The organism is Nesterenkonia aerolata (assembly GCF_031470965.1).
Lineage (GTDB): Bacteria > Actinomycetota > Actinomycetes > Actinomycetales > Micrococcaceae > Nesterenkonia > Nesterenkonia aerolata.
On sequence record NZ_JAVKGR010000002.1, the window covers coordinates 21,305 to 45,116 of the forward strand.

Here is a 23,812-nt window from a genome sequence, read left to right on the forward strand (position 1 = left end):
GGACAGATACGTCAAGGAGCCACGCCATGGCACTCTCTGAGCACGAACAGCGCATGCTCAAGCAGATGGAGGAGCAGCTGCAGTCGGAAGACCCCGGCTTCGCCACCTCCATGCAGGAGTCCCCTGCAGTGGGTACGCTCAACGTGCGCAGCCTCGTGCTCGGTCTGCTGGTCGCCGTCGCCGGAGTCGGCGTGCTCATCCTGGGCATCAGCAGCCAGCTCATCATCGTCGGAGTGGCCGGGTTCCTGGTCATGGGAGTCGGCGTCTACTTCGCCACGGCGGGCAGCGCCTCGCGCCGCACATCCGGAGGCTCCTCCGGCGGCGGGAATGGGCCGGGCGGCGGTGGAGGAGGGCCTCGCGGAGGTTCAGGCTCCTCCGGGTCTGGTTCCTTCATGAGCGGATTGGAGCAGCGCTGGGAGGAGCGCCGCCGCCAGGACTGATCCCCGGATCGGCCCGGTAGCCACAGATTCACGACGGAGGGCCCCGCAGAGAAGATCTGCGGGGCCCTCCGTCGTGCTGTCTCGATCGTTTCTCTGCTGTCCTGCGTCTCCACATCCCGCCACGGTGGTGGGGGAGGCCGGGTATACGAGTTGTCCCCACTTTCCGCCGCTCACTCCACTTCCCACCACCGTCCACTCCACTTCCCACCACGAGCGGCCATCGCCCCCTCTGTGAGGGCCTTCGAGCCGGGGCTGACGCCGCCCCCCGAGGCTCATCGCCGGAGTGCTGGCGGTTCGGAGAGGGGCTTCTCGCGGAAACGTCCCCACTTTCCTCCACTCCGCATTTCCCCTGGTCAGAGGCTTATCGGCGGGTCTTTCTCAGTGGAGAATCTGCACTGCTGGCAGGAAAATGGGGACTGGTGGCTTGATAGTGGAGGAAAGTGGAGTAAAGTGGGGGATGTCAGAGGGCAGAGGACCTGGTGAAGGAGATCCTTCTTCGAGCATGTGAGGCGGTGGCGCGTTGTTCCTCGGCACGTACACCCCCCGCATGGACGAGAAGGGACGCCTCATCCTTCCCGCGAAATATCGTGACGAACTGGCCGAGGGGCTGGTCCTCACGAGGGGGCAGGAGCGGTGCGTCTACGTCTTCAGCGCAGCGGAGTTCCAGAACGTCCATCAGCAGCTTCGGCAGGCACCGCTGGCCTCTCGACAAGCACGTGACTACATCCGCATGTTCCTCTCCGGGGCCTCCGACGAGATGCCGGACAAGCAGGGCAGGATCACCATCCCGCCCAGCCTGCGGGACTATGCGGGGCTCGACCGCGACGTCGCGGTGATCGGTGCCGGTGATCGCGCCGAGATCTGGGACGCCGCTGCCTGGGAGGCCTATATGGAGCAGAAGGAGGCCGAATTCTCATCGACGGATGAGATCGCGGTCCCCGGTCTGCTCTGAACCCGGCCTTCTCTAGTACGAGGCAGTCCCTCGAGTGGGTTCTCCGCCCGCCCGGGCGTCACCTGACTTCACTTCCCCGATGTCAGGCGGCGCCCGGAGCGGGCCGGGAACCGGCCTGAGGGCCACGCCTCCACCTGACCCGCGACCCCGCCCCACCGAGGAGGAGCCATGGCCGAGGGAACCGCCGCCGCGAAACACGTGCCCGTGATGCTCCGCCGCTGCGTCGAGCTCCTCACCCCCGGCATCGCCGCTCTGCGTGAACAGGGTCAGATCCCGGTGATCGTCGATGCCACCCTCGGCATGGGCGGACACACTGAGGCCATACTGGCCGCCGACTCGGACGTGGTCGTCATCGGACTCGACCGTGACCCGCAGGCCCTTGAACTGGCCTCCGAGCGATTGGCCGTCTACACCGGACGATTCCGCCCGGTCCACGCCGTCTTCGATCACATCGGCGAGGTGCTCGATCAGCAGCTTCCCCAGATCGCGGCCTCACACGGCCGCGCAGCCGGCACGGCAGGAATCCTCTTCGACCTGGGGGTCTCCTCCCTGCAGCTCGACGAAGCTGAACGAGGATTCGCCTATTCCTACGACGCGCCGCTGGATATGCGGATGAACAGCTCCGCCGACTCCGAGGAGATCACCGCCGCCGAGCTGCTGGCCACCGCCGAGGAATCGGAGCTTCGCCGCATCATCTCCGACTACGGCGAGGAGCGGTTCGCCGGGCGGATCGCCGCCGGTGTGGTCGCCGCCAGGGCGAAGGCCCCGGTGACCACCACCGCACAGCTCGCCGCACTCGTCGATGCCGCAGTACCGGCCGCCGCGAAGCGCACCGGCGGACATCCGGCCAAGCGGACGTTCCAGGCGCTGCGCATCGCCGTCAACCGTGAGCTCGAGGTGCTCAGCGCGGCGATTCCCGCGGCGATGGATGCCCTCGACGTCGCCGGGCGGCTGGTCGTACTCAGCTACCATTCCCTCGAGGACCGCCCGGTCAAGCGGGCGATTGCCGCCCGGACGAGCTCCTCAGCACCGGTCGGCCTGCCCGTGGAGCTTGAGGAGCATCGCCCGACGTTCCGAGCCGTGACTCGCGGGGCAGAGACCCCGGATTCGCAGGAAAGTGACAACAACCCGCGCGCCTCATCCGCGAAGCTGCGCGCAGCTGAGAAGATCAGAGACGATCGCGGTCGGGGCGGAGTCCCGCAGAGAGCCACCGGACGAAGGAAGAGGTCGGCATGAGCACACCTGCCACGGCGCTGCCGACGCCGCACGCGGCGCCTCAGACCTCCCCGACGCCGCGCCCGGCGCTGCGTGTACTGCCCAAGCTGCACCGCCGCCACCGAGGGCTCACCATCGGGATCATCGCACTGCTGCTGACTGCCCTGGTGGCAGTGCTGACGGTCAATATCCATGTCTCGAACACTCAGTACCGCGTCGTCGAGCTCCAAGCCGAGCGTCAGCTGCTGGTCCAGCAGAACCAGGCGCTGAGCCAGCAGTCGCAGTACCTGGAGTCGCCGCAGGCGCTCTCCGGCAGTGCGGTGGACCTGGGCATGGTCATGCCCGGTCAGGCCGGTGCACTGGATCTTGAGACCGGCGCCGTCGCCGGGGAGGCTGAGCCTGCGGACTCGGCGGACCGCCCCTCGAGCTTCGTGCAGAACCCGGTCCAGCCCGGCACTGAGGGCCTGGGCGCTCTCGACGTCTCCGCAGCCGCTGCGCAGTCGCCCTCCGGTCTACTCGGGGCCGAAGCCCTCGAGCTGCTCGCCCAGCCGGCCCCCGGGCAGGCCGAGACGGCCGAATCGGCGGAGGAATCCGGAGCAGGGCAGCCTTCCTCGGAATACGATGGAGGCACGATTCCGGCTCCCAGCTGGGACTGACCCCGCCGCGGAGGCGGGCCGCCGCACAGCACCTCAAGGACACGACCTTCTATGACCTCTGATTCAGCACGCCGGGCCCAGCACGGCAGCATGATGTCCCAGAGGATGCGCATCGGTCTGGCGGTCTTGGTCCTGCTGCTGGCCGTCCTTGGGATCCGGTTGGTCTTCGTCCAGGGCCTGGACCCCTCAGGCCACGCCCAGGCCGCAGTCTCCGAACGCCTGCGCACCGTGCCGATCCCCGCCGAACGGGGGGACATCCTCGATTCCCAGGGCCGGACGATGGCCACTACCGTCGAACGCTACGATCTGGTGGTCGATCAGCGCGTCGTCGATGACTTCCGGGAACGTGATGAGGTCTCCGGGCTGCAGACCACCGTGACGCTGCAGTCTGCGATGGCCGATCTCGGTGAGATTATCGACGAGGACCCCGCCGAACTCGAAGAGCTGATGATCGGGGACAGCCCCTACTCCGTGGTCGCACGCGGGATCACCCCTGAGGAGCGGCGCCAGGCCATGGACTTGGGGATCCCCGGTCTCTACGCCGAGCCGCTGAGTCAGCGGACGTATCCCTCGGGATCGGTCGGAGGTTCGATCCTCGGCTTCGTCGGCACCGACGGCCAGCCGCTCGACGGGCTCGAGCTCTCCCAGCAGGACCACCTGGCCGGTGCTGACGGTGAGCGGACCTACGAGATCGCCGCCGACGGGGTGCGCATCCCCACGGCGACGTTCGAGGAGACCCCGGCGCAGGACGGCCAGGATCTGCGCCTGACCCTGGATCAGGATCTGCAGTGGTTCGCGCAGGAGGCCGTGGCGGAGAAGGCCAACCAATACAACGCTCAGTGGGGCAACGTCACAGTCCTCGATGCTCAGACCGGTGACATTCTGGCCATGGCGGATTCCCAGACCGTCGATCCCGCCAATCCGGGAGAGACCGATGAGCTCTTCCGCCGTCCGCTGGCGGTGACTCAGGACTTCGAGCCCGGCTCCACCGGAAAGGCCATCACCTTCGCCACCGCACTCGAAGAGGGCGCGGTCACCCCGACCGAGGCCTTCACCGTGCCCAACCGGTACGACTTCGACGGTGAAGTGGTCAACGACGCCGTGCGCCACCCCACCTATGAGATGACCGCGGCCGGAATCTTCGCCCGCTCCTACAACACCGGTACGGTGATGGTCGGCAACGAGGTCGACGAGCAGGTGCGCTACGAGTACATGCGCAGTGCAGGCCTCGGCGAGGAGATCGACATCGGCATGCCCTCACAGGCCACCTCCCTGCTGGCACCCCCCGAGGACTGGGACAGCCGGCAGCCGTACTCCACCCAGTTCGGCCAGGGGTACACCTCCTCGGTACTGCATAATGTGAGCATCTTCCAGGCCATCGTCAACGGCGGCGTGCACCAGGATCTGCAGCTCATCGACGCCTATGTGGACCCCGACGGCGAGGAACACCCCGTCGAACGGCCCGAGGGTGAGCGGGTCTTCAGCGAGGAGACCTCTGAGGAAATGCTGCGGCTGCTGGAAGGTGTGGTGGTCGAGGGCACCGGTGATGGTGCGCAGGTGCCCGGATACCGGGTCGGCGGGAAGACGGGCATCGCCCAGGCCGCCGGTGAAGGGGGAGGCTTCGACGGTCACACGATCTCGTTCATCGGTGCCGCGCCCTTGGACGATCCGCAGTACGTGGTCTCGGTGACCATCCACCGGCCCCAGGGACACTGGCAGTCCTGGCAGGTCACGGACACGTTCTCCCAGGTGATGTCCCATGTGCTGAGCACCTACCAGGTACCTCCCGACGGTGATGAGGATGAAGCCTATGACATCCAGCTCGACGACTAGTCTTGACCCGGAGCCTGCGGCTCTTTCTCACTCGGAGCCCACGGCTCCTTCTGACCCGGAGCCCACGGCTCCCTCGGCGGCCTGACCGCCGCCCCTGAACCCACCACCGCCCAGAGATCGAGAGGCCTATGACCGACAGCGACGCCACGCCCGATGACGTGAGGCTCTCCGTCGCGGAGCAGGACAGTGTGTTCCGGCCCGCCGCGGTGACCGGCGGAGCCTTGGAAGACCTTGCCGGTGTGCTGCAGAGCGCCGGCTATGACCCGTTGGTGACCCCGGTCGGACGGGCGAGCCTGCAGACTCGGCTGACCGGTGCGGCGATGAACCCGCAGGCCGTGGGGGAGGGTGATCTCTTCGTCGCGGTCAGCGGAGCCCGTTTCCATGGTGCTGACTTCGCCGCCGCTGCGGCGGAGGCCGGAGCGGCCGCCGTGCTGACCGACGCCCAGGGGGCGGTGCGTGTGCGGGAGAACGTCGGATACCGTCTGCCGGTGATCGAGGTCGAGGCGGTCCGTGAAGCCGCCGGTCCGGCAGCGGCGTTCATCTACGGCAATACCTCGGAGTCCGGGCCTGCCCTGTTCGGGGTGACCGGCACCAACGGTAAGACCACCACCACGTACTTCCTGCGGTCGCTGCTCGATGAGCTGATGCGCTCGTGTGAGCTGACCACTGGGCTCATCGGTACGATCGAGATCCGTGCCGGCTCAGAGACCATCCCCTCACAGCTCACCACCCCGGAGGCGGTTCAGCTGCATTCGCTGATGGCTCTGTTCCGGGAGCGCCACGTCGGGGCGGCGGCGATGGAGGTCTCCTCCCACGCCATCTCCTACCGCCGGACGGCGGGGCTGCACTATGACGTCGCCGGGTTCACGAACCTCACCCAGGACCATCTGGACCTGCACGGTTCGATGGAGGACTATTTCCGGGCCAAGGCCGAACTGTTCACCCGCAGCAGGACCCGTACCTCGGTGATCACCGTCGATGACACCTGGGGTCACCAGATGGCCCATGCCGCCACCGGTCGTGTGGTGACTCTGGCCACCTCGGGGCAGCCCACTGAGGTCGACTGGGAGGTCACCGAGGTGGCGCCCGAGGGGCTGGGCCACGCATTCACCCTGCACCACCGCCACAGCGGCGAGCGCATCCGCACCCGGACGGGGCTTCCCGGGCTGTTCAACGTCTCCAACGCCGCCCTCGCCGCGGTCATGGTGCTGGAGTCCGAGGCGCTGCGGCCCCGGCGCGACGAGGTGATCCACGCGCTGGAGAGCGCCGATCCGTTCACCATCAGCGTGCCCGGGCGTATGCAGGTCATCGCCACGGCTCCGGCGGCGATCGTGGACTTCGCGCATAACCCGGATGCGATGATCCGCACCCTTGAGGCCGCCGGCCAGACTCGCGGCGAAGGACGCATCATTCTGGTCGTCGGTGCTGCCGGAGACAGGGACCGTTCGAAGCGTCCGACGATGGGCGCCATCGCGGTGCGCATGGCCGACCACGTGATCATCAGCGACGATGACCCGCACAGCGAGGATCCGGCCCGGATCCGTGATGAGGTGATGCAGGGTGCCCGGGAGGCGGTGGACTCCGGCCGGCTGAGCACCGACTTGGAGGAGGTCGTCCCCCGTGCCGACGCGATCCGCCGCGCCGTCGAGGTCGCCGGTGCGCAGGACACCATCATCCTGGCTGGGCGCGGTCATGAGGTCCATCAGGACTTCGACGGCGCGCATCATGCCATCGATGACCGGGTCGAGCTGCGCCGAGCGCTCGATGAGGCAGGCTTCGAGGTTCTGCCCGTTGAGGATCGCACCGCCAGTGAGGAGGACCAGTCATGATCGCCCTGACTGCCGCCGAGGTCGCCGAACTGGCCCGGGGACGCCTACGAGGCGTCGAGGATCCACAGGCTACGGTGGTCACCGCCGCCGACACGGACTCCCGCGCCATGGCTCCCGGCGCCCTGTTCATCGCCAAACCTGGTGAGACCACTGATGGACATCGGTTCATCGATGCGGCGTTGGCGGCCGGGGCCTCACTGGTCCTCGCCGAACGCGAGACCGAGGACCCCCAGGGGCAGGCCCACCCCGCGGTGCTCGTCGAGGACGTCGTGATAGCCATGGGGCACCTGGCCGCCGGCATCGTCCAGCTCATCCGGGAGCACTCGCCGACCACGGTCATCGGGATCACCGGTTCGGCAGGGAAGACGACCACTAAGGACCTGCTGCGCGCACTGCTGGAGCCCGAAGGCCTCACCGTCGCCCCGCAGGGGTCCTATAACGGGGAGGTCGGCGTGCCGCTGACCGTGTTCACCGCCCCGTTGGAGACCCGGTACCTGGTGGTGGAGATGGGCGCCGACGGCCCCGGCAACATCCGCTATCTCTGCCAGATGGTCCGCCCGGACATCGGCGCCGTCCTCATGGTGGGCTCTGCGCACGCCGGGAAGTTCGGCGGCACGGACCGGATCGCCGCGGTCAAGCAGGAGCTCGTCGAGGAGGTCCCCGCGGCAGGCCAGCTCATCCTCAACGCCGACGACGTCCAGGTCCGGGCGATGGCCGAGGCGGCGCAGGCCCCGATCACCTGGATCAGCGTCGACGGCGGCGCCGATCGTCACACCGATCGCCACGCCGATCTCAATGCCGGTCTCCCTACCGGTCTCGGCACTGAGGGTGACACCGGGGCATCGAGCGTCATGGCCCGTGAGGTGGTCCTCGACGAGGCCGGTCGGCCGTCCTTCGACCTCCACGTCGGCGGCTCGCCCGCCCACCGTGTGCAGTCCGGGCTCACCGGCGCGCATCATGTGACCAACGTCCTCGCCGCGGCGGCGACTGCGCGCGCCCTCGGTGTCGCGGTCGAGGACATCGCCGCTCGGCTCGACGGCCTCGGCCCCTCCAGTCGTTGGCGGATGGAACGAACTGAGCGGGCCGACGGGGTCACCGTGATCAACGATGCCTACAACGCCAACCCCGAGTCGATGCGTGAGGCGCTGCGCACTTTGGCGATGATCTCCCGCGGCGGGGGTCGCCGTGCTGTCGCGGTGCTGGGCGCCATGCTGGAGCTCGGCGAGGAGTCCATCGTCCGGCACACCCAGCTCGGCGAGACGGTCGTGCGGCTGAACATCGATCGCACGCTGGTCGTCGGTGACGAGGCCTATCCGCTCTATCGCGGAGCCGTCGCCGAGGGCAGCTGGGGTGCCGAAGTCGAGTGGGTGGCCACCGCAGGTCAGGCCCAGGAACGCCTCGAGACGCTGTTGGAACCCGGAGACGTCGTGTTGTTCAAGTCCTCGAACGGTGCAGGACTTAGACTTCTGGGAGACCACGTCGCTGCGCAGACACCCGGCGATGGTGGTGACGGCCGTCCAGACCCGGACGCGCGCGAGGGGAAGGCAGGTGCCGCGTGGTAGGTGTTGTCATCGGCTCCGGTCTGGGGCTGGTCCTGACTCTGGTGGGCACGCCGCTGTTCATCCGCCTGCTGGTCAAGCGGGGGTATGGGCAGTTCATCCGCGATGACGGCCCCACGACTCACCACGTCAAACGCGGCACCCCGACGATGGGTGGTGCCGTCTTCGTCGGCGCCACGGTGATCGCCTATTTCATCACCCACCTGATTCTCGCGCTGACCCGTGAGACCAGCACCGGGCCGAGCGCTTCGGGTCTGCTGCTGCTGTTCCTCATGGTCGGCATGGCCGGAGTCGGCTTCGCCGATGACTTCTCCAAGATCAGCAAGAAGCAGTCGCTGGGGCTGACCCCGTGGATGAAGATCCTCGGCCAGGGCATCGTCGGGGTGCTCTTCGCCGTGCTGGCCCTGGTGATCCCCAACGCCGAAGGGCAGACGCCGGGATCCACCGCAATCTCCTTCGTCCGGGAGACGGCACTGGACCTGGCCTTCGCCGGGCCGATCATCGGTGCCATCCTCTTCGTGATCTGGGCCAATGTGATCACCACGGCGGCGACGAATGCGGTGAACCTCACTGACGGCCTCGACGGGCTCGCCACCGGCGCCTCGGCCATGGTCACCGCGGCCTATACGCTCATCGCCGCCTGGCAGTGGAACCAGAACTGCGCCTCCGCCAGCTCTGTCCAGGACGTCTGCTACAGTGTGCGCGATCCGCTCGATATGGCGGTGCTGGCCGGGATCATCACCGGCGCGCTCATCGGTTTCCTGTGGTGGAACACCTCACCGGCGAAGATCTTCATGGGCGACACCGGCTCGCTCGGCCTCGGCGGTGCACTGGCCGCCTTCGCGATCCTGACCCACACGGAGCTGCTGTTCATCGTTCTGGGCGGGCTCTTCGTGCTGATCACCGTCTCGGTGATCATCCAGGTCGGCTTCTTCAAGCTCTCCGGGGGGCGTCGAGTCTTCCTCATGGCTCCGCTGCAGCATCACTTCGAGCTCAAGGGCTGGGCCGAGGTCACCGTCGTCGTCCGGTTCTGGATCATCGGCGCACTCGCGGTGGGTCTCGGGCTGGCGATCTTCTACGGTGAGTGGGTGATCCTGCAGTGACGGAAGCCCCCCGCGTCCCCTCCGTCCGGCCCGATCTGCGCGGCTGGGAAGCGCCCTGGGACCAGATCCGCGCGGTGGTGGCCGGCCTCGGCCTCTCCGGCTTCGCCGCGGCCGACACGCTGGCTGAGCTGGGCGCCTCCGTCGTCGTCGTCGATGCCGCCACCGGTGAGCAGCGTCAGCGCGACGCCGAGACACTCGGCCTCGTCGGCGTCTCGGACGTCCGGCTCGGCGCCGAGCACACGGAATCCGTGCCCGAGGTCGGCGGTGCCGCCCCGGATATCCTGGTCACCTCACCGGGGTGGCGCCCGGATTCCTCCCTGATCCAGGACGCCGAGGCCCGGGGCATCCCCGTGTGGTCCGAGGTGGAGCTGGCCTGGCGGCTCGGCGGCAGGCCGGGGGCGCGGCAGCCACAGTGGCTGACCGTCACCGGCACCAACGGCAAATCCACCACGGTGCGGATGCTGGAGGCGATGCTCCTGGCAGACGGCCGCCGAGCGATCGCCTGCGGCAACGTCGGTGTCCCCGTGCTGGATGCGATCCGGGACCCTGAAGGGTATGACGTCCTCGCCGTGGAGCTCTCCAGCTTCCAGCTGCACTACACCGAGCTGCTCGATCCGCTGGCCTCTGCGGTGCTGAACATCACCTCCGACCACGTGGATTGGCACGGAGGTATGCAGGGTTACGCCGCCGATAAGGCGAAGATCTACGAGAACACCCGCCTGGCCTGCGTCTACAACGTCGATGAACCTGCCACGGAACAGATGGTCGCTGAGGCCGAGGTGCAGGAGGGCTGCCGCGCCGTCGGCTTCACCCTCGGGACGCCGGGGCCCTCGATGCTCGGGATGGCCGAGGACCTGCTGGTGGACCGGGCGTATCTGCCGCAGCGTCACCGTCAGGCCCTTGAGCTCGGCGAGCTGGCGGACTTCGGCCCGCTGGCCCCCCGCCATGTGGTGGCCAATACCCTGGCGGCCGCGGCGCTGGCGCGGGCCGCTGACGTCGAGCCGGCCGCGATCCGTGAGGCGATCCGCGGTTTCTCCGCGGCGGATCACACGATCCAGCCGGTGGCCAAGGCCGATGACATCCTCTGGATCAATGATTCCAAGGCGACGAACCCGCATGCGGCGGAGGCCTCGCTGAGGAGCTTCTCCGATGTGGTGTGGATCGCCGGTGGTCTGCCGAAGGGCGTGGAGTACGACGAACTGATCGCCCAGGTGGCTCCTCGGCTGCGCTATGTGATCCTGTTGGGCACGGACTCTTCTCAGCTGCGTTCCAGCCTCCGGCGACACGCGCCGGACGTCCCGGTGGTCGGGGGAGGTGTACGGGAGGATGACTCAGAAGCGGCGGCCGAGCAGGGGGCCGCGGATCCGACCGCCGCGGCGGCACTCGAGGCGCTGCTCAGCGGTACTGACGGCGCGGCTGCGATGCGAGCCGCCGTCGCCGAGGCCGCACGGGTCGCCCGCGCCGATGAGACGGTGCTGATGGCGCCGGCGGCGGCGTCGATGGACCAGTTCGCCTCCTATCGGGCCCGCGGGGAGGCGTTCATCGAAGCGGTCGCTGAGCTGATGGAGCGGCCCTAGACTTGACCCAGCGACACAGACGAGGAGGACGGAGATCACGATGCGCCCACCGCGCCTGCCCTCCTCGTCGGGGGAGTCCGAGACCACCGAGACTCCCGATGCCGCTGAGACTGCGGAAGCCGCAGACGCCCCTGACACACTGCCTGACACATTGCCTGACAGACTGGGGGGACCGCGCCGCGCCGAGGAGCCCGAGGCTCCCGCCCGTCCGGCGTTGCGCGCCGTGGAGGACCGCCCTGAACCTGCGGCCCGGCCCGCCGACGACGCCGACTCTGCTCGTGGCACGCGCGGACGGGCCGGAGACCCCATAGCCCGTTTCTGGACCTTCGTCGAGGGCGGACGCGCGCACACCACCTTCTGGATGCTCTTCGGCTCTGCGCTGGCGCTGACCGTCATCGGCGCGGTCATGGTGCTCTCCTCCTCGGCGATCGAGACCGTGGGCAGCACCACCACCGCATACGGGCTGTTCCTGCGGCAGGCCATGTGGGCTCTGGTCGGCTTCGTCGGGATATTCGTCGTGGTGCTGATGCCGCAGCGCCTGCTCCAACGCATCGCCTGGCCGGCGCTGATCGTCACAGTGCTGGGCCTGGCCCTGGTGCTGAGCCCTCTGGGCCATGAGGTCAACGGAAACCGCAACTGGCTGCAGGCCGGACCGATCAATGTGCAGCCGGCCGAGTTCGCCAAACTGGCGCTCATCGTCTGGGCCGGCTCCGTGCTGGCCCGCAAGGGCACTCTGGTGCGCCAGCTCCACCACGCCGTCATTCCGGTGATCTTCCCCGGGGCCGCCAGCATCCTGCTGTTCATCATGATCGGCCGGGACCTCGGTACTGCTCTGATCTTCGGGGTGATCGTCGCCGCGGTGCTCTTCGTCGCCGGGACCAAGCTGCGATACTTCGTCATCGCGGCCTCCTTGGGCGTGCTGGCGGCGATCATCGGTGTGATCACCTCGCCGAACCGTCTGGCCCGGGTCAGCGCCTGGCTGAACATCGGTGACGCCTGCGAGGGCTCCGGCGACCTCTGCTATCAGGCCCAGCACGGCCTCTACGCCCTGGCCTCCGGCGGCTGGTGGGGCGTGGGTCTGGGCCAGTCCCGTCAGAAGTGGAACTACATCCCCGAGGCGGAGAACGACTTCATCTTCACCATCCTGGGTGAAGAGCTCGGTCTGCTCGGCGCGCTGACGGTGCTCATGCTCTACGCGGTGCTGGCCATCGGCATGTTCCGGGTGGCCGCCCGGGCGCAGAGCCGCTTCGTGAAGATCACCACTTTGGGCATCATGGCCTGGGTCATCGGCCAGACCTTCATCAACCTCGGTATGGTGACCGGTCTGCTGCCGGTCATCGGTGTCCCGCTGCCCTTCATCTCCTACGGGGGATCCTCCCTGACCTCGACTCTGCTGGCGGTCGGCGTGGTCATGAGCTTCGCGCATCGCCAGCGCCGCCTCGCACCGGACCCCGGCCAGCAGACGGAGCCGGAGCACCGGAACCCCGATCAGCTCACCCATCAGCATGCCGAGGCGGAGGAGTCCGCGCCGGTGAAGAGGAGGACCACTACGTCATGAGCCCGTCGAAGAACATCCCCGCGGTGAAGGCCGTGCTGGCCGGCGGCGGCACTGCTGGACACGTCAGCCCGATGCTCGCGGTGGCCCGGGCCCTCGAGCGGCTTTCCCCGGAGTCTGAGATCACGATGATCGGTACCGAGGTGGGCCTGGAGACCCGGTTGGTCCCGGAGGCTGGCTACCGGCTGGAGACGATCGAGAAGGTCCCGATGCCGCGGCGGCCCTCTGCGGATATCCTGCGGTTTCCGGGCCGGTTCCGACGGGCCATCGATGCTGCCGCGGAGATCCTCACCGCACGCCAGGCCGACGTCGTCCTCGGTGTGGGCGGCTATGTCTGCACGCCGGTCTACCTGGCCGCTCAACGCTTGGGCATCCCGGTGGTGGTCCACGAAGCCAATGCCCGCCCCGGATTGGCCAACCGGTGGGGCAACCGGATCTCGGTCTTCACCGGAGTGGCCTTCGAAGGCACCGCGCTGAAGCGTTCCCACTGGGTCGGTATGCCGATGTCGAGAGAGATCTCCCAGCTGGATCGGCGCAGCTCCCGGGCTGAGGCACGCCGAGAGCTGGGGCTGGACCCGGAACGCACCACCTTGGTCGTCACCGGAGGATCATCGGGTGCGGCCTCGCTGAACGCGGCTGTGGCGGCGTCGGTGGATGATCTGCTGGCCTCCGGAGCCCAGGTGCTGCATCTGACCGGGGCGGGGAAGGCTGTGGAGGAGGAACCCGGGCAGCTGCTGCAGCGGCCGGGGTACCACCAGCGTGAATATCTCGACGGGATGCAGCTGGCCTACGCGGCAGCTGATCTGTTGGTCGCCCGGGCCGGTGCGGCCACCGTCTGTGAAGTCGCCGCCGTGTCATTGCCGACGATCTTCGTGCCGCTTCCGGTGGGCAACGGTGAGCAGGAGCTCAACGCCCGGGACCTGGTCGATGCCGGTGGGGCGCTGCTGGTCAAGGATGAGCATCTGAGCCGTGAGTGGGTCAGCCGCAACCTTGTGCCGCTGTTGGAGGATCCTTCGCTGCTGGAGGATATGCAGCGTCAGGCGGGGGAGCGCGGCATCACCGACGCCGATGAGCGGATGGCGAAGGAGATGCTGCGGGCGGCCTCACCTGAGACTGAGATCGACTGACCCCACCATCACCAGGGAGACCATTCGTGAGTTCATCCACGCAGAACATGTCCTTGGCCCAGGTGGGCCGTGTCCACTTCCTCGGCCTGGCCGGAGTCGGTGTCTCGGCCGTGGCCCGGGTGATGCAGGCTCAAGGTGTGCCGATCTCCGGCACTGACGCCAAAGACCTGCCGGTGCTCGAGGAGTTCCGTGCCGCGGGCGTGCCGGTGCGGGTGGGCTACCGTGCGGAGAACATCTCCTCTGTGGAGGAGGAGGTGGGTGCGCCGATCGATACCGTCATCGCCTCGTCCATCGCCCAGGCCGGCAACCCCGAATACGAGGAGGCGCGGCGTCGTGGTGTGCGCGTGCTGCACCGCTCCCAGGGGTTGGCGGCGGTGATGGACGCCCAGCGCGGCGTGGCGGTGGCCGGTACCCACGGGAAGACGACGACGACCTCGATGACGGCGATGCTGCTCAGCCGGGCAGGCCTGCATCCGGGGTTCGCCGTGGGGGCGGCGGTGGCCGGCCTGGGGACCAACGCGGCCGCTGGCGCGGGGGAGTGGTTCGTGGCCGAAGCCGATGAGTCGGACGGCTCGCTGCTGAACTACCGTCCAGAGGTCGCGGTGATCACCAACGTGGAGGCGGATCATCTCGATCACCACGGCACCGCTGAGGCGGTGCACCAGGTCTTCGTGGACTTCACCGCTCGGATCCTCGACGGCGGGACTCTGATCCTGTGCGTGGACGATGACGGCGCCCGGGCCCTGCTCGACGATGTCGCCGAAGACCTGGCCGCCCGCGGGGTGCAGGTCCTGACCTATGGCACAGCACCTGACGCGCGGCTGCGGCTGGTCACGGATCCGGCGGAGGACGCCGACGTCGGGGAAACCCCCGGGGCTGGAGTGCACAGCAGTGCCGGAGCACCCAGCAGCGCCGGAACACCCAGCAGTGCCGACCGGCCGCTCAGGGCGGCGCAGACCTTCGTGATCGCGGAGACTGAGGCCGCCGAGCCGTCGGCCGCCGTGGCGGTCCGTGCTGCGTTGAGCGTGCCGGGGCGTCATAACGCGCTCAACGCGGTGGCGGCTGTGGCGGTGGGCCGCTGCGCCGGGCTGACCCTTGAAGAGGCCGCACAGGCGGTGGAGGCCTTCCGCGGGGTGGCGCGTCGTTTCGACCTGCAGGGCGAGGCCGCCGGGGTCCGCGTCTATGACGACTACGCTCATCACCCCACGGAGGTCGCGGCCCTGCTGACGGCGGCGCGTTCGGCGGTGGCCGAGGCAGCGGGTGTGCACGTCATCTTCCAGCCGCATCTGTTCTCCCGGACCCAGGAGTTCGCCGCAGAGTTCGCCGCTGCGCTGCGCGGAGCAGACACCGTCGCGGTGCTGGAGATCTATGCGGCCCGTGAGGAGCCGATGGACGGGGTCTCGGCCGAGCTCATCACTGATCCGCTGTTCTCCGGTACGGATGCGCCGGCCGGTGGGCTGCGCAGCCGGGAGGAGGCCGTGCGGACGGTGATCGCCGCGGCACACCCGGGCGATATCGTGCTGACCGTCGGCGCCGGTGATGTCACGGCCCTGGGCCCGCGGCTCGTCGAGGAGCTGGCGGAGGAGGGCCGCCGGTGAAGCGGCCCCGCATCCCGCAGAGCAGGCACCGGGAGCGTGAGAACCGTTCCGAGGACGTCAGCAGCGGTGCGGTCAGCACCTCGGACACTGATGAGGTGCTGACCTTCCGCAGCAGGGACCAGCAGCGCGGGCCGGAGGCTGAGACGGGGCACCGTACCCAGCGAGACGCTGAGGAGCGGACTGCGGAACACCCTCAGATCTCCGCCGAGGACGACGATCCTGGGCATGACGCCGCACCGGAGGCAGAGGATCGGCAGGCGGCATCAGAGGGGCACCCCTCGGCGGCGACGACGCTGAGCTTCCCCGAGCCCAAGGTCGTCGGGGTCCGCCGCCGTCGACGTCGTGGCCTCTGGCTGCTCGGTGGCGGATTCCTCCTGCTGCTGGTCGCGGTGATCGTGCTGACCGTCTCTCCCCTGTTGACCATCCGCAGCGTCGAGGTGGAGGGGAACGATCTGCTCAGCGATGACCGTGCCCAAGAGCTGCTCGAACCGGTGGTCGGCCGTCCGCTGCCGCAGGTGGGCAACAGCCAGGTAGAGGAGCTGCTCGCCGAGGAGCCCGTGATCGACCAGGTCGTCGTCCAGGGGCGGCTGCCGGACGAGCTGTTGGTGGAGGTGATCGAGCATCCTCCGGTCGCTGAGGTCCGCCATGGTGAGGAGATCCGTTTCTACAACGAGGACGGTGAGGTCATCCGGACCTTCGACGCTGAGGATGAGGATCAGCTCGCCCAGGCCGAGGAGCACGCCACTCCGCTGATCAGCGAAGAGGCGGCTCTGCAGGATCAGGCAGTCTTCCGGGCGATCGTCTCGGTCCTCGGAGAGCTCCCGGCCTCCGCTCGGGAGGTCATGGACTCCGCGACGGCGACCTCTGTGGACTCGGTGGAGTTGGAGCTTGATGACGGGCGTCGGGTGCTCTGGGGCAGCAGCGAACGCGGCCGAGAGAAGGCCGCTGTGCTTGAGGCTGTCCTCGATTCGGATGACTCGGCCTTCACCGAGGCCGAGACGATCGACATCTCGACCCCCGATGCTCCGGTGACGCGCTGAGCGTTTCCTGCGCTGCCTGCCGGGCTCTGCCCAGCCGCTCGGGGTAGGCTTAGGGCAGTGTACGGATCGTGGCTGACCTGCGTCCGACCGTGGAATCAAGCGGACGCGATCCCTCAGGTTCAAGTTCAACCTGAACGTTGCTGAGGGGAGCGTGCGCCGAAAGAATGACCGATGTGACGGAGGCTCTCGTCAGCATTCGACCAGCCGCTGTGACGTCAGGGGCCCTCGGGCCCCGCCGGTACGGTGTGACCGCGAACCATACCGAACCGGTGACGGACGACGTCGACGGGACCGCAGCACCTGGACCCACCACCCGGTGGGGGCAGGTCGCGGCGTGACAGTGAGGAGTCGCGTGGCTGGATCGAACGACGGGGGCCTCCGTTCCACATGACGTGAGAGACGAGCAAGGGACACAACAATCGTGGCAACACCGAACAACTACCTGGCCCTGATCAAGGTCGTCGGTATCGGCGGAGGCGGTGTCAACGCCGTCAACCGCATGATCGAGGTCGGTCTGCGCGGCGTCGAGTTCATCGCCATCAACACAGACGCCCAGGCGCTGCTGATGTCCGATGCCGACGTCAAGCTCGATGTCGGCCGCGAGCTGACCCGAGGCCTCGGCGCCGGCGCCAACCCGGAGGTCGGCCGTCAGGCCGCTGAGGACCACGCCGAAGAGATCGAGGAGGTCCTCAAGGGGGCCGATATGGTCTTCGTCACCGCCGGCGAGGGTGGCGGCACCGGTACCGGCGGCGCCCCGGTCGTGGCGCGTATCGCGCGTTCACTGGGTGCGCTGACCATCGGCGTGGTGACCCGCCCGTTCACCTTCGAGGGCCGCCGTCGTGCCTCCTCAGCCGAGCAGGGCATCGGTGACCTGCGTGACGAGGTCGACACCCTGATCGTGATCCCCAATGACCGTCTGCTCTCCATCTCGGACAAGAACGTCTCGGTGCTCGATGCGTTCCGTTCGGCAGACCAGGTGCTGCTCTCCGGTGTGCAGGGCATCACCGATCTGATCACCACTCCGGGGCTGATCAACCTGGACTTCGCCGATGTGAAGTCGGTGATGCAGGGGGCCGGATCGGCGCTGATGGGCATCGGCTCGGCCAACGGCGAGGACCGTGCGGTCAAGGCCGCCGAGCTGGCCATCGCCTCTCCGCTGCTGGAGGCCTCCATCGACGGTGCTCACGGTGTGCTGCTCTCCATCCAGGGTGGTTCCGACCTCGGTCTCTTCGAGATCAACGAAGCGGCACGCCTGGTGCAGGAGGTCGCCCACCCCGAGGCGAACATCATCTTCGGTGCGGTCATCGACGACGCCCTCGGCGACGAGGCGCGGGTGACGGTGATCGCGGCCGGATTCGACCAGGTCGACGCCACGTCTCAGCCCGCCCCGCAGACGGCACAGCAGCAGGCACCTCAGCAGCCCGGCCCGCAGCGGGTCCCCGGCACGGTTCCGGTGGACCGCCAGGGCGGCCGTGCGCCCCAGCAGGTGCCTGGCACGGTGCCGGTGCAGCAGTACTCGCAGCAGCAGTACTCGCAGCCGGGTCAGCAGGCGGCCGACGAGCAGCAGACCGCTCCCCAGCAGCGCGTGCCGCAGCAGTACTCCCAGCAGGGACAGTCTCAGCCGGGACAGTCTCAGCAGAGCCAGTCGCAGCAGGATCAGCAGGACATCCCGGACATCGTGGAGTCTGACTACACCGGCTCTCGCGGTGACGATCTGGACGTGCCCGACTTCCTCAAGTGAGGGCCCGTCCCGCGCCGTCCTGATCATGGCGGCGCATCCTTTCCGGCTCCCCAGCCGACTCTCACCTCAGCAGGAGGCGACGTGGAGACACCGTTCTGGCGGCATATCGATGCCGGGGACGGTCTCCACGTCGCCTTCTCGTCTGTCCGGGCCGGGAACCTCTCGCTCAATGCCGGAGTCCGCGGTGCCGACGACCAGCACGCCGCACGTCGCCAGGTGCTGGGCAACCGGCGTGCCCTGGAAGCTCAGATGGGTATCTCCCCGCAGAGCCTACGGTTTCTCCACCAGGTGCATTCCGCCGACGTCCTCGACGTCGCCGATGTCGCCGACCGCACGCTAAGCACCGTGGAGGAGGAACCACCCGTCGGTGATGCCTGGATCAGTGCTGATGCCGGGACCCCGCTGGCGATCATGGTCGCAGACTGTCTTCCGGTGATGTTCGTCGGCCGTGCCGAGGACGGCGCCGCCCTGAGCGCCGGTGCCCATGCGGGCCGAGTGGGCCTACTGACCGGTGTCCTGGAGAACACTGTGGCAGCATTGCGTCGTGCCGGTGCCGCGCAGATTTCCGCGTGGATCGGCCCAGCGGCCTGCGGATCCTGCTATGAGGTGCCCGAGGCGATGCGGCAGGAGTCCTCCCGTCACCGCCCAGCTCTGGTCTCAGAGACGTCCTGGGGCACACCGGCCCTGAACCTGCGGGGCGAGGCCGCTGCGGTGCTGCGTACCCAGGGCGTGGAGGTCCACGACCTGGGCGGATGCACGATCGAGGACGACTCGCTGTTCTCCCATCGCCGTGCCCCGGAGCAGGGGCGCTTCGCCGGGCTGGTCTGGCGCGCCTGAGTCCCGCGGATTCGGTACAGTCGAGCCCGTGAGTCTGTCGAACCCTTTGTCCTCTGCGCCGGAGAGCCTACCGGCGAACGCCGATGAACGTATGCGCGAGATCGCCGCGAACCTGAAGGATCTGCGCGGACGCATCGATCGTGCCGCAGCTCAGGCTGGTCGCAGTGACCAGCCCGAGCTGATCGTGGTGACCAAGACCTTCCCCGCCGAGGACGTCCTCCGCCTGGCTCAGTTGGGCGTATACGAGGTGGGGGAGAACAAAGACCAAGAAGCCTCGGCGAAGGCTCAGCAGACAGCGGAGCTGCTGGGCCGGAGCACCACCGCCGATGGTTCTTCCACGACAGGGAAGCTTCGCGCGCCGAGGTGGCACTTCGTCGGTCAGCTGCAGTCCAATAAGGTCCGGTCCGTACTCGGCTATGCCGGAGTCATCCATTCGGTGGATCGCCCGTCGCTGCTCAAAGCCCTGATCAAAGCCGCTGCAGACCGGCAGGCCCAGCCCTTGGACTGCCTCATCCAGGTCGATCTGCGCGAAGACATCCCGGCTGATTCCCGGGGTGGGGCGGCGCCGGATCAGGTGCCGACGCTCGCAGCGCGTCTCGCTGAGGCCGACGGGCTGCGGCTGGCCGGGCTCATGGCCGTCGCTCCGCTTGAGGAACCGGCGGAACCGGCCTTCCAGAGGCTGGCTTGCCTTTCCGAGCAGCTGCGCGCCGAGCACCCGGAGGCCACCTGGATCTCGGCCGGAATGAGCGGAGACCTCGAGGCCGCCGTCGCAGCCGGTGCGACACACCTGCGTATCGGACGAGATGTCCTGGGCCACCGTGGGCAGCCGCGATAGTCTCGTGACTGCGCAGCGAACGGTGAGCTGAGCCCCCTATCTGAGACTTCCAGGAGACGCATTCATGGCCGGTGCATTCAAGAAGACCATGATCTACCTCGGCCTGGCCGACGGTGATGACTACGAGCAGGAGCGGCTCTCCTCCGAGCAGCGCCGGAGTGCCTCGGCCCCGCGGCCGGCGGCTGAGGCGCCGCGCAGCACCACCTCGGCTGACTCCATGCATGCGGCCTCCTCGCAGAGCACCGGCACGGTCACCCGCACGGCGCCTTCGGCGAAGAGCGCTCCCTCTCGCGGGCGCACCGGTGAGGTCGTCGCCCTCGACGGCGGACAGGCCGGGGCATCGGAGACCGGGGAGTTCAACCGATCCAGCCTGGCTGTGGACCCGGACTACCGCGCACCGGTGACCCCCATCAAGCGCGCCCCCTCCTCCCGCGATGAGAGTTCCGCCATGCGAAAGATCACCACCGTCCACCCGCGCTCCTACAACGACGCCAAGATCATCGGCGAGGCTTTCCGTGACTCGATCCCGGTGATCATGAACGTCACCGATATGGGAGAGGCCGAGGCCAAGCGTCTCGTCGACTTCTCCGCCGGCCTGGTCTTCGGTCTGGGCGGCTCTATCGAACGGGTCACCAATAAGGTCTTCCTGCTCAGCCCGAAGAACATCGAAGTGCTCGCCGAAGAGCGCAGCTCCGCAGACCAGGGTGCTGCGGCGCAGGTCTTCAACCAGAGCTGACGCTGAGGACCCTGCACCTGACTGACAGCTCACCGCTGGACCTGTCGCCGCACTGACGGCCGACACATCTGTTGAGGAGAGACACCACCCCGTGGACCTGATCACTGCGCCGGTCTATCTCCTGCTGACGCTCTACCAGCTCGCGCTGGTCGTGCGGATCATCTTCGATATGACCCAGCAGTATGCCCGGCACTGGCGTCCGCAAGGCATCGCCCTGGCTCTGGCCATGGGTGTCTATGCGGTGACCGATCCGCCGATCCGTTGGCTCAACCGCCGTGTGCCCCCGCTGAACCTGGGCGGGGTCTCCCTGGACCTCGGTTTCCTGATCGTGTTCATGGCCGTGGTCATCCTCAAAGCCGTGGTCTCCGGCCTGGGCTGAGCGCCCCGCGGCTCGGCGACCCGGTGGCTGATGCTCGGCCGCCTGAGTATCCGGCGGCTGAGGCCGGTGACGGGTCGAGCCTGTCACCGCCACGGGGTAGGGTGGTCTCGACTCGACTCCATCGGCGCCGCACTGCCGGACGACACCCTGTTCGCCGCGGTGGACGCCCCTCATCCCTGCGAGGTGACACCCCATGGCTCTGACCCCCGAGGACGTGAAGTTCAAGGAGTTCCCGGAGACGAAGTTCCGGCCCGGCTATGACAAAGACGAGGTCGACGACTTCCTCGACGAGGTCTTCGACGAGTGGACCAAACTCATCGAGGAGAACCGCGAGCTCAAGGAGCAGGTGACCCGCCTGGAGCAGCAGCTCGAGGAGGACCCGCGCCACGTCGAGCCGGTGGAGCTGGAGGATGCCGGTCTCTCCGGCTATGCGGGCAGCTCCGCCGAAACGACCGGCTTCGAGGAGGCGAGCGAGGCCGAGGTCGCAGCCGTCGAAGGCGAGGACGACACCCTCGACGAGGCACCTGGTGCGCCCGAGGCCGTGACTGAAGCTGAGACCGAAGCTGGGACCGAGGACGCTGAGCCGGAGTACGCTCCGGGCACCCGCCCGGCCCAGGCCCGCCCGGAACCGGCGGAGGCCACTGAGCCGGTGGACACGGTCGTCCCGGCTGAGCGATCCTCCCACGATGCCGCAGGCGCCAGCGCAGCAGGCGTGCTGGCCATGGCGCAGAAGCTCCACGATCAGTACGTGGCAGAAGGCGAGGAGACCCGCGAGGCCTATATCGCCGAAGGCGAGCAGAAGCGTGCCGCGGCGATCGCCGAAGGCGAGGAGACCCGTGACGCCGCGATCGCCGAGGGCGAGCGCCGCCGCGAGGAGATCGTCACCGCAGCGGAGGAGCACTCCGCCTCGGTGCGGCACGAGGCCGAGGAGACGGCGTCGCGCACTCTGGCCGACCTCGAGCGCGATAAGGCGGAGCTGGAGAACCGCGTCAGTGAGCTCAGCAGCTTCGAACGCGACTACCGGACGCGGTTGAAGGACTACATCGAAGGTCAGCTGCAGGAACTGACCAGCCGTGCGCCGATCGATCGTGAGGCGGCTGAGGGTCAGCAGTGATGCCTCAGTGAGCAGCGAGACGGAGCAGACCGAAGAGCGTTCCGAGCATCATTCGCCGCGGCGGGGCCCGACGCGGCGTGCGGCCCTGCTGGTGGCAGGATTGGTCGTCGTGCTGGCCTGGGCGCTGGACCAGCTGACCAAGTCCTGGGTCGTGGCCCATATGGAGCTCGGTGAGCGTATCGACGCGCTGCCTCCGGTGCTCTACTGGCAATACCACCTCAACCCCGGTGCGGCGTTCTCCCTGGGCACGGACCACACGTGGCTGTTCACCCTGATCATGGTGGTGGTGCTCGGCTATGTGCTGTGGCGGGCTCGCGAGCTCGGCGGCTCTTGGCGATGGGCCATCGCACTGGGCGGATTGGCCGGAGGCGTGACCGGCAACCTCACGGACCGCCTGTTCCGCCCGCCCGGGTTCGGGGTCGGTGAAGTGGTCGATTTCATCGCCGTACCGCGTTTCGCGATCTTCAATGTCGCCGATTCGTTCATCGTCTGCTCGATGATCGGTATCTGCCTGCTGCTGGTGACCGGGCTTCAGCTCGACGGCAGCCGCGCCACAGCCGAGCCGAGGGGCGATGAGGCAGAGCGGGGTCGTGCAGAACGCCACGACCCGGAACGCGATGATCTGGAAGGTTCCGACCCGGAACGTGATGACCCGAAACGTGCTGACCCGGAACGTGCTGAAACAGGGCCCGAGGAGCAGAACGAGCCGCAGGATGAGGTCCGGTGAGCCCGGGGCCTGAAGCACGGAGGATCTCGGTGCCGCAGTCGGGCTCCGGTCGGCGGGCAGACACGGTGATCGCCGAACTGTGCGGTGTCTCGCGTGCTGAGGCGGCCGGCTGGCTGGTCGAGGGTGCCGCCGTCCGTGAGACGCTTCGACGAGACGGTACTGTGACCACTCACCCGGTCAAGAAGTCCGAACGCCTTGAGGCCGGTGAGGAGCTGCTGCTGGCCGTCCCCGAGCACGAAGACCCTCTGGAGGTGAAGGTCGAGACCGTGGAGGACCTGCATATCCTGCACCAGGACGAGGACATCGTCGCGGTCGACAAACCGGTGGGTGTCGCCGCCCATCCCTCTCCGGGATGGACCGGGCCCACAGTGATCGGCGGTCTGCTCGCCGCCGGTGTGGAGATCGCGACCTCCGGCGCCCAGGAGCGTCGCGGCATCGTCCACCGCCTCGACGTCGGCACCTCCGGGGTCATGGTGGTGGCGAAGAACGAACGAGCCTATACGGTGCTGAAGGACGCCTTCCGCGACCGCACACCGACCAAGATCTACCGCACCCTGGTCCAGGGTCTCCCTGATCCGGTGGACGGCACGATCGACGCGCCCATCGGACGGCATCCCGGCCACGAATGGCGCTTCGCCGTCGTCGACGGCGGACGTGAGTCCCGCACCCACTACCGGCTGCTGGAGGCCTTCGGACGTGCCTCGCTGCTGGAGGTCTCCCTGGAGACTGGGCGAACCCACCAGATCCGCGTGCATTTCTCCGCCATGGGCCACCCTTGCGCCGGGGACCTCACCTACGGGGCTGACCCGCTTCTGGCGGCCGAGCTGGGGCTGACCCGGCAATGGCTCCATGCTGCGGAGCTGAGCATCGACCATCCGCGCACCGGAGAGCGGGTGAGCTTCACCGCAGACCTGCCCGCGGACCTCTCCGGCGCCCTGACCATCCTCGAGAATAGGTGA

At 68.1% G+C, this 23,812-nt stretch carries 21 protein-coding genes; all 21 read left to right on the forward strand.

What is annotated here, in order from left to right; translation table 11 throughout:
* The first annotated feature begins 26 nt into the window (after positions 1–26).
* Positions 27–440 carry an SCO2097 family morphological protein gene (locus tag RIL96_RS02650; protein ID WP_310547463.1) on the forward strand — a complete coding sequence of 138 codons (414 nt, stop codon included), beginning with the start codon at positions 27–29 and terminating at the stop codon, positions 438–440.
* A 520-nt stretch (positions 441–960) separates the two neighbouring features.
* The gene (mraZ, locus tag RIL96_RS02655; RefSeq protein WP_310547464.1) at positions 961–1,392 is read left to right on the forward strand and encodes a division/cell wall cluster transcriptional repressor MraZ; all 432 of its coding nucleotides are present in this window, start codon (positions 961–963) and stop codon (positions 1,390–1,392) included.
* 168 nt (positions 1,393–1,560) lie between these two features.
* Positions 1,561–2,628, forward strand: a complete 1,068-nt coding sequence (gene rsmH / locus RIL96_RS02660) for a 16S rRNA (cytosine(1402)-N(4))-methyltransferase RsmH (protein ID WP_310547465.1) — start codon at positions 1,561–1,563, stop codon at positions 2,626–2,628.
* Positions 2,625–3,263, forward strand: coding sequence for a cell division protein FtsL (gene ftsL / locus RIL96_RS02665; RefSeq protein ID WP_310547466.1), 639 nt, complete (start codon positions 2,625–2,627; stop codon positions 3,261–3,263). Before rsmH ends, ftsL begins: the two co-directional genes overlap by 4 nt.
* Positions 3,264–3,314: 51 nt before the next feature.
* Complete coding sequence (locus tag RIL96_RS02670) at positions 3,315–5,096, forward strand: peptidoglycan D,D-transpeptidase FtsI family protein (RefSeq protein ID WP_310547467.1); 1,782 nt, start codon at positions 3,315–3,317, stop codon at positions 5,094–5,096.
* A gap of 128 nt (positions 5,097–5,224) precedes the next feature.
* The gene (locus RIL96_RS02675; RefSeq protein WP_310547468.1) at positions 5,225–6,925 is read left to right on the forward strand and encodes a UDP-N-acetylmuramoyl-L-alanyl-D-glutamate--2,6-diaminopimelate ligase; all 1,701 of its coding nucleotides are present in this window, start codon (positions 5,225–5,227) and stop codon (positions 6,923–6,925) included.
* Positions 6,922–8,487: a UDP-N-acetylmuramoyl-tripeptide--D-alanyl-D-alanine ligase gene (locus RIL96_RS02680; RefSeq protein WP_310547469.1), complete on the forward strand. Its 1,566-nt coding sequence runs from the start codon at positions 6,922–6,924 to the stop codon at positions 8,485–8,487. Before RIL96_RS02675 ends, RIL96_RS02680 begins: the two co-directional genes overlap by 4 nt.
* Positions 8,481–9,587 (forward strand): phospho-N-acetylmuramoyl-pentapeptide-transferase, encoded by a 1,107-nt coding sequence (gene mraY, locus RIL96_RS02685; RefSeq protein WP_310547470.1) that lies wholly within the window; start codon positions 8,481–8,483, stop codon positions 9,585–9,587. Before RIL96_RS02680 ends, mraY begins: the two co-directional genes overlap by 7 nt.
* On the forward strand, positions 9,584–11,164 hold the full coding sequence (murD, locus tag RIL96_RS02690; protein ID WP_310547471.1) for a UDP-N-acetylmuramoyl-L-alanine--D-glutamate ligase: 1,581 nt from the start codon (positions 9,584–9,586) through the stop codon (positions 11,162–11,164). Before mraY ends, murD begins: the two co-directional genes overlap by 4 nt.
* Positions 11,165–11,204: 40 nt before the next feature.
* Entirely contained in the window at positions 11,205–12,722 is a 1,518-nt protein-coding gene (gene ftsW / locus RIL96_RS02695) for a putative lipid II flippase FtsW (RefSeq protein WP_310547472.1), read from the forward strand.
* Positions 12,719–13,846, forward strand: a complete 1,128-nt coding sequence (murG, locus tag RIL96_RS02700) for an undecaprenyldiphospho-muramoylpentapeptide beta-N-acetylglucosaminyltransferase (RefSeq protein WP_310547473.1) — start codon at positions 12,719–12,721, stop codon at positions 13,844–13,846. The genes ftsW and murG overlap by 4 nt, the downstream gene beginning before the upstream one ends.
* 47 nt (positions 13,847–13,893) lie before the next feature.
* Positions 13,894–15,444 (forward strand): UDP-N-acetylmuramate--L-alanine ligase, encoded by a 1,551-nt coding sequence (locus RIL96_RS02705; RefSeq protein WP_310547705.1) that lies wholly within the window; start codon positions 13,894–13,896, stop codon positions 15,442–15,444.
* Positions 15,441–16,484, forward strand: coding sequence for a cell division protein FtsQ/DivIB (locus tag RIL96_RS02710; RefSeq protein ID WP_310547474.1), 1,044 nt, complete (start codon positions 15,441–15,443; stop codon positions 16,482–16,484). Before RIL96_RS02705 ends, RIL96_RS02710 begins: the two co-directional genes overlap by 4 nt.
* 421 nt (positions 16,485–16,905) lie before the next feature.
* Positions 16,906–18,225 (forward strand): cell division protein FtsZ, encoded by a 1,320-nt coding sequence (gene ftsZ, locus RIL96_RS02715; RefSeq protein ID WP_310547475.1) that lies wholly within the window; start codon positions 16,906–16,908, stop codon positions 18,223–18,225.
* Between the two features lie 81 nt (positions 18,226–18,306).
* The gene (locus RIL96_RS02720) at positions 18,307–19,062 is read left to right on the forward strand and encodes a purine nucleoside phosphorylase YfiH/LACC1 family protein (protein WP_310547476.1); all 756 of its coding nucleotides are present in this window, start codon (positions 18,307–18,309) and stop codon (positions 19,060–19,062) included.
* Between the two features lie 91 nt (positions 19,063–19,153).
* Positions 19,154–19,897, forward strand: coding sequence for a YggS family pyridoxal phosphate-dependent enzyme (locus RIL96_RS02725; RefSeq protein WP_310547706.1), 744 nt, complete (start codon positions 19,154–19,156; stop codon positions 19,895–19,897).
* 64 nt (positions 19,898–19,961) lie between these two features.
* On the forward strand, positions 19,962–20,633 hold the full coding sequence (locus RIL96_RS02730; protein ID WP_310547477.1) for a cell division protein SepF: 672 nt from the start codon (positions 19,962–19,964) through the stop codon (positions 20,631–20,633).
* 91 nt (positions 20,634–20,724) lie between these two features.
* Positions 20,725–21,012, forward strand: coding sequence for a YggT family protein (locus tag RIL96_RS02735; protein ID WP_310547478.1), 288 nt, complete (start codon positions 20,725–20,727; stop codon positions 21,010–21,012).
* A 193-nt stretch (positions 21,013–21,205) separates the two neighbouring features.
* Positions 21,206–22,126: a DivIVA domain-containing protein gene (locus RIL96_RS02740; RefSeq protein ID WP_310547479.1), complete on the forward strand. Its 921-nt coding sequence runs from the start codon at positions 21,206–21,208 to the stop codon at positions 22,124–22,126.
* 7 nt (positions 22,127–22,133) lie between these two features.
* On the forward strand, positions 22,134–22,853 hold the full coding sequence (gene lspA / locus RIL96_RS02745) for a signal peptidase II (protein ID WP_310547480.1): 720 nt from the start codon (positions 22,134–22,136) through the stop codon (positions 22,851–22,853).
* Positions 22,850–23,812, forward strand: a complete 963-nt coding sequence (locus RIL96_RS02750) for an RluA family pseudouridine synthase (RefSeq protein ID WP_310547481.1) — start codon at positions 22,850–22,852, stop codon at positions 23,810–23,812. The genes lspA and RIL96_RS02750 overlap by 4 nt, the downstream gene beginning before the upstream one ends.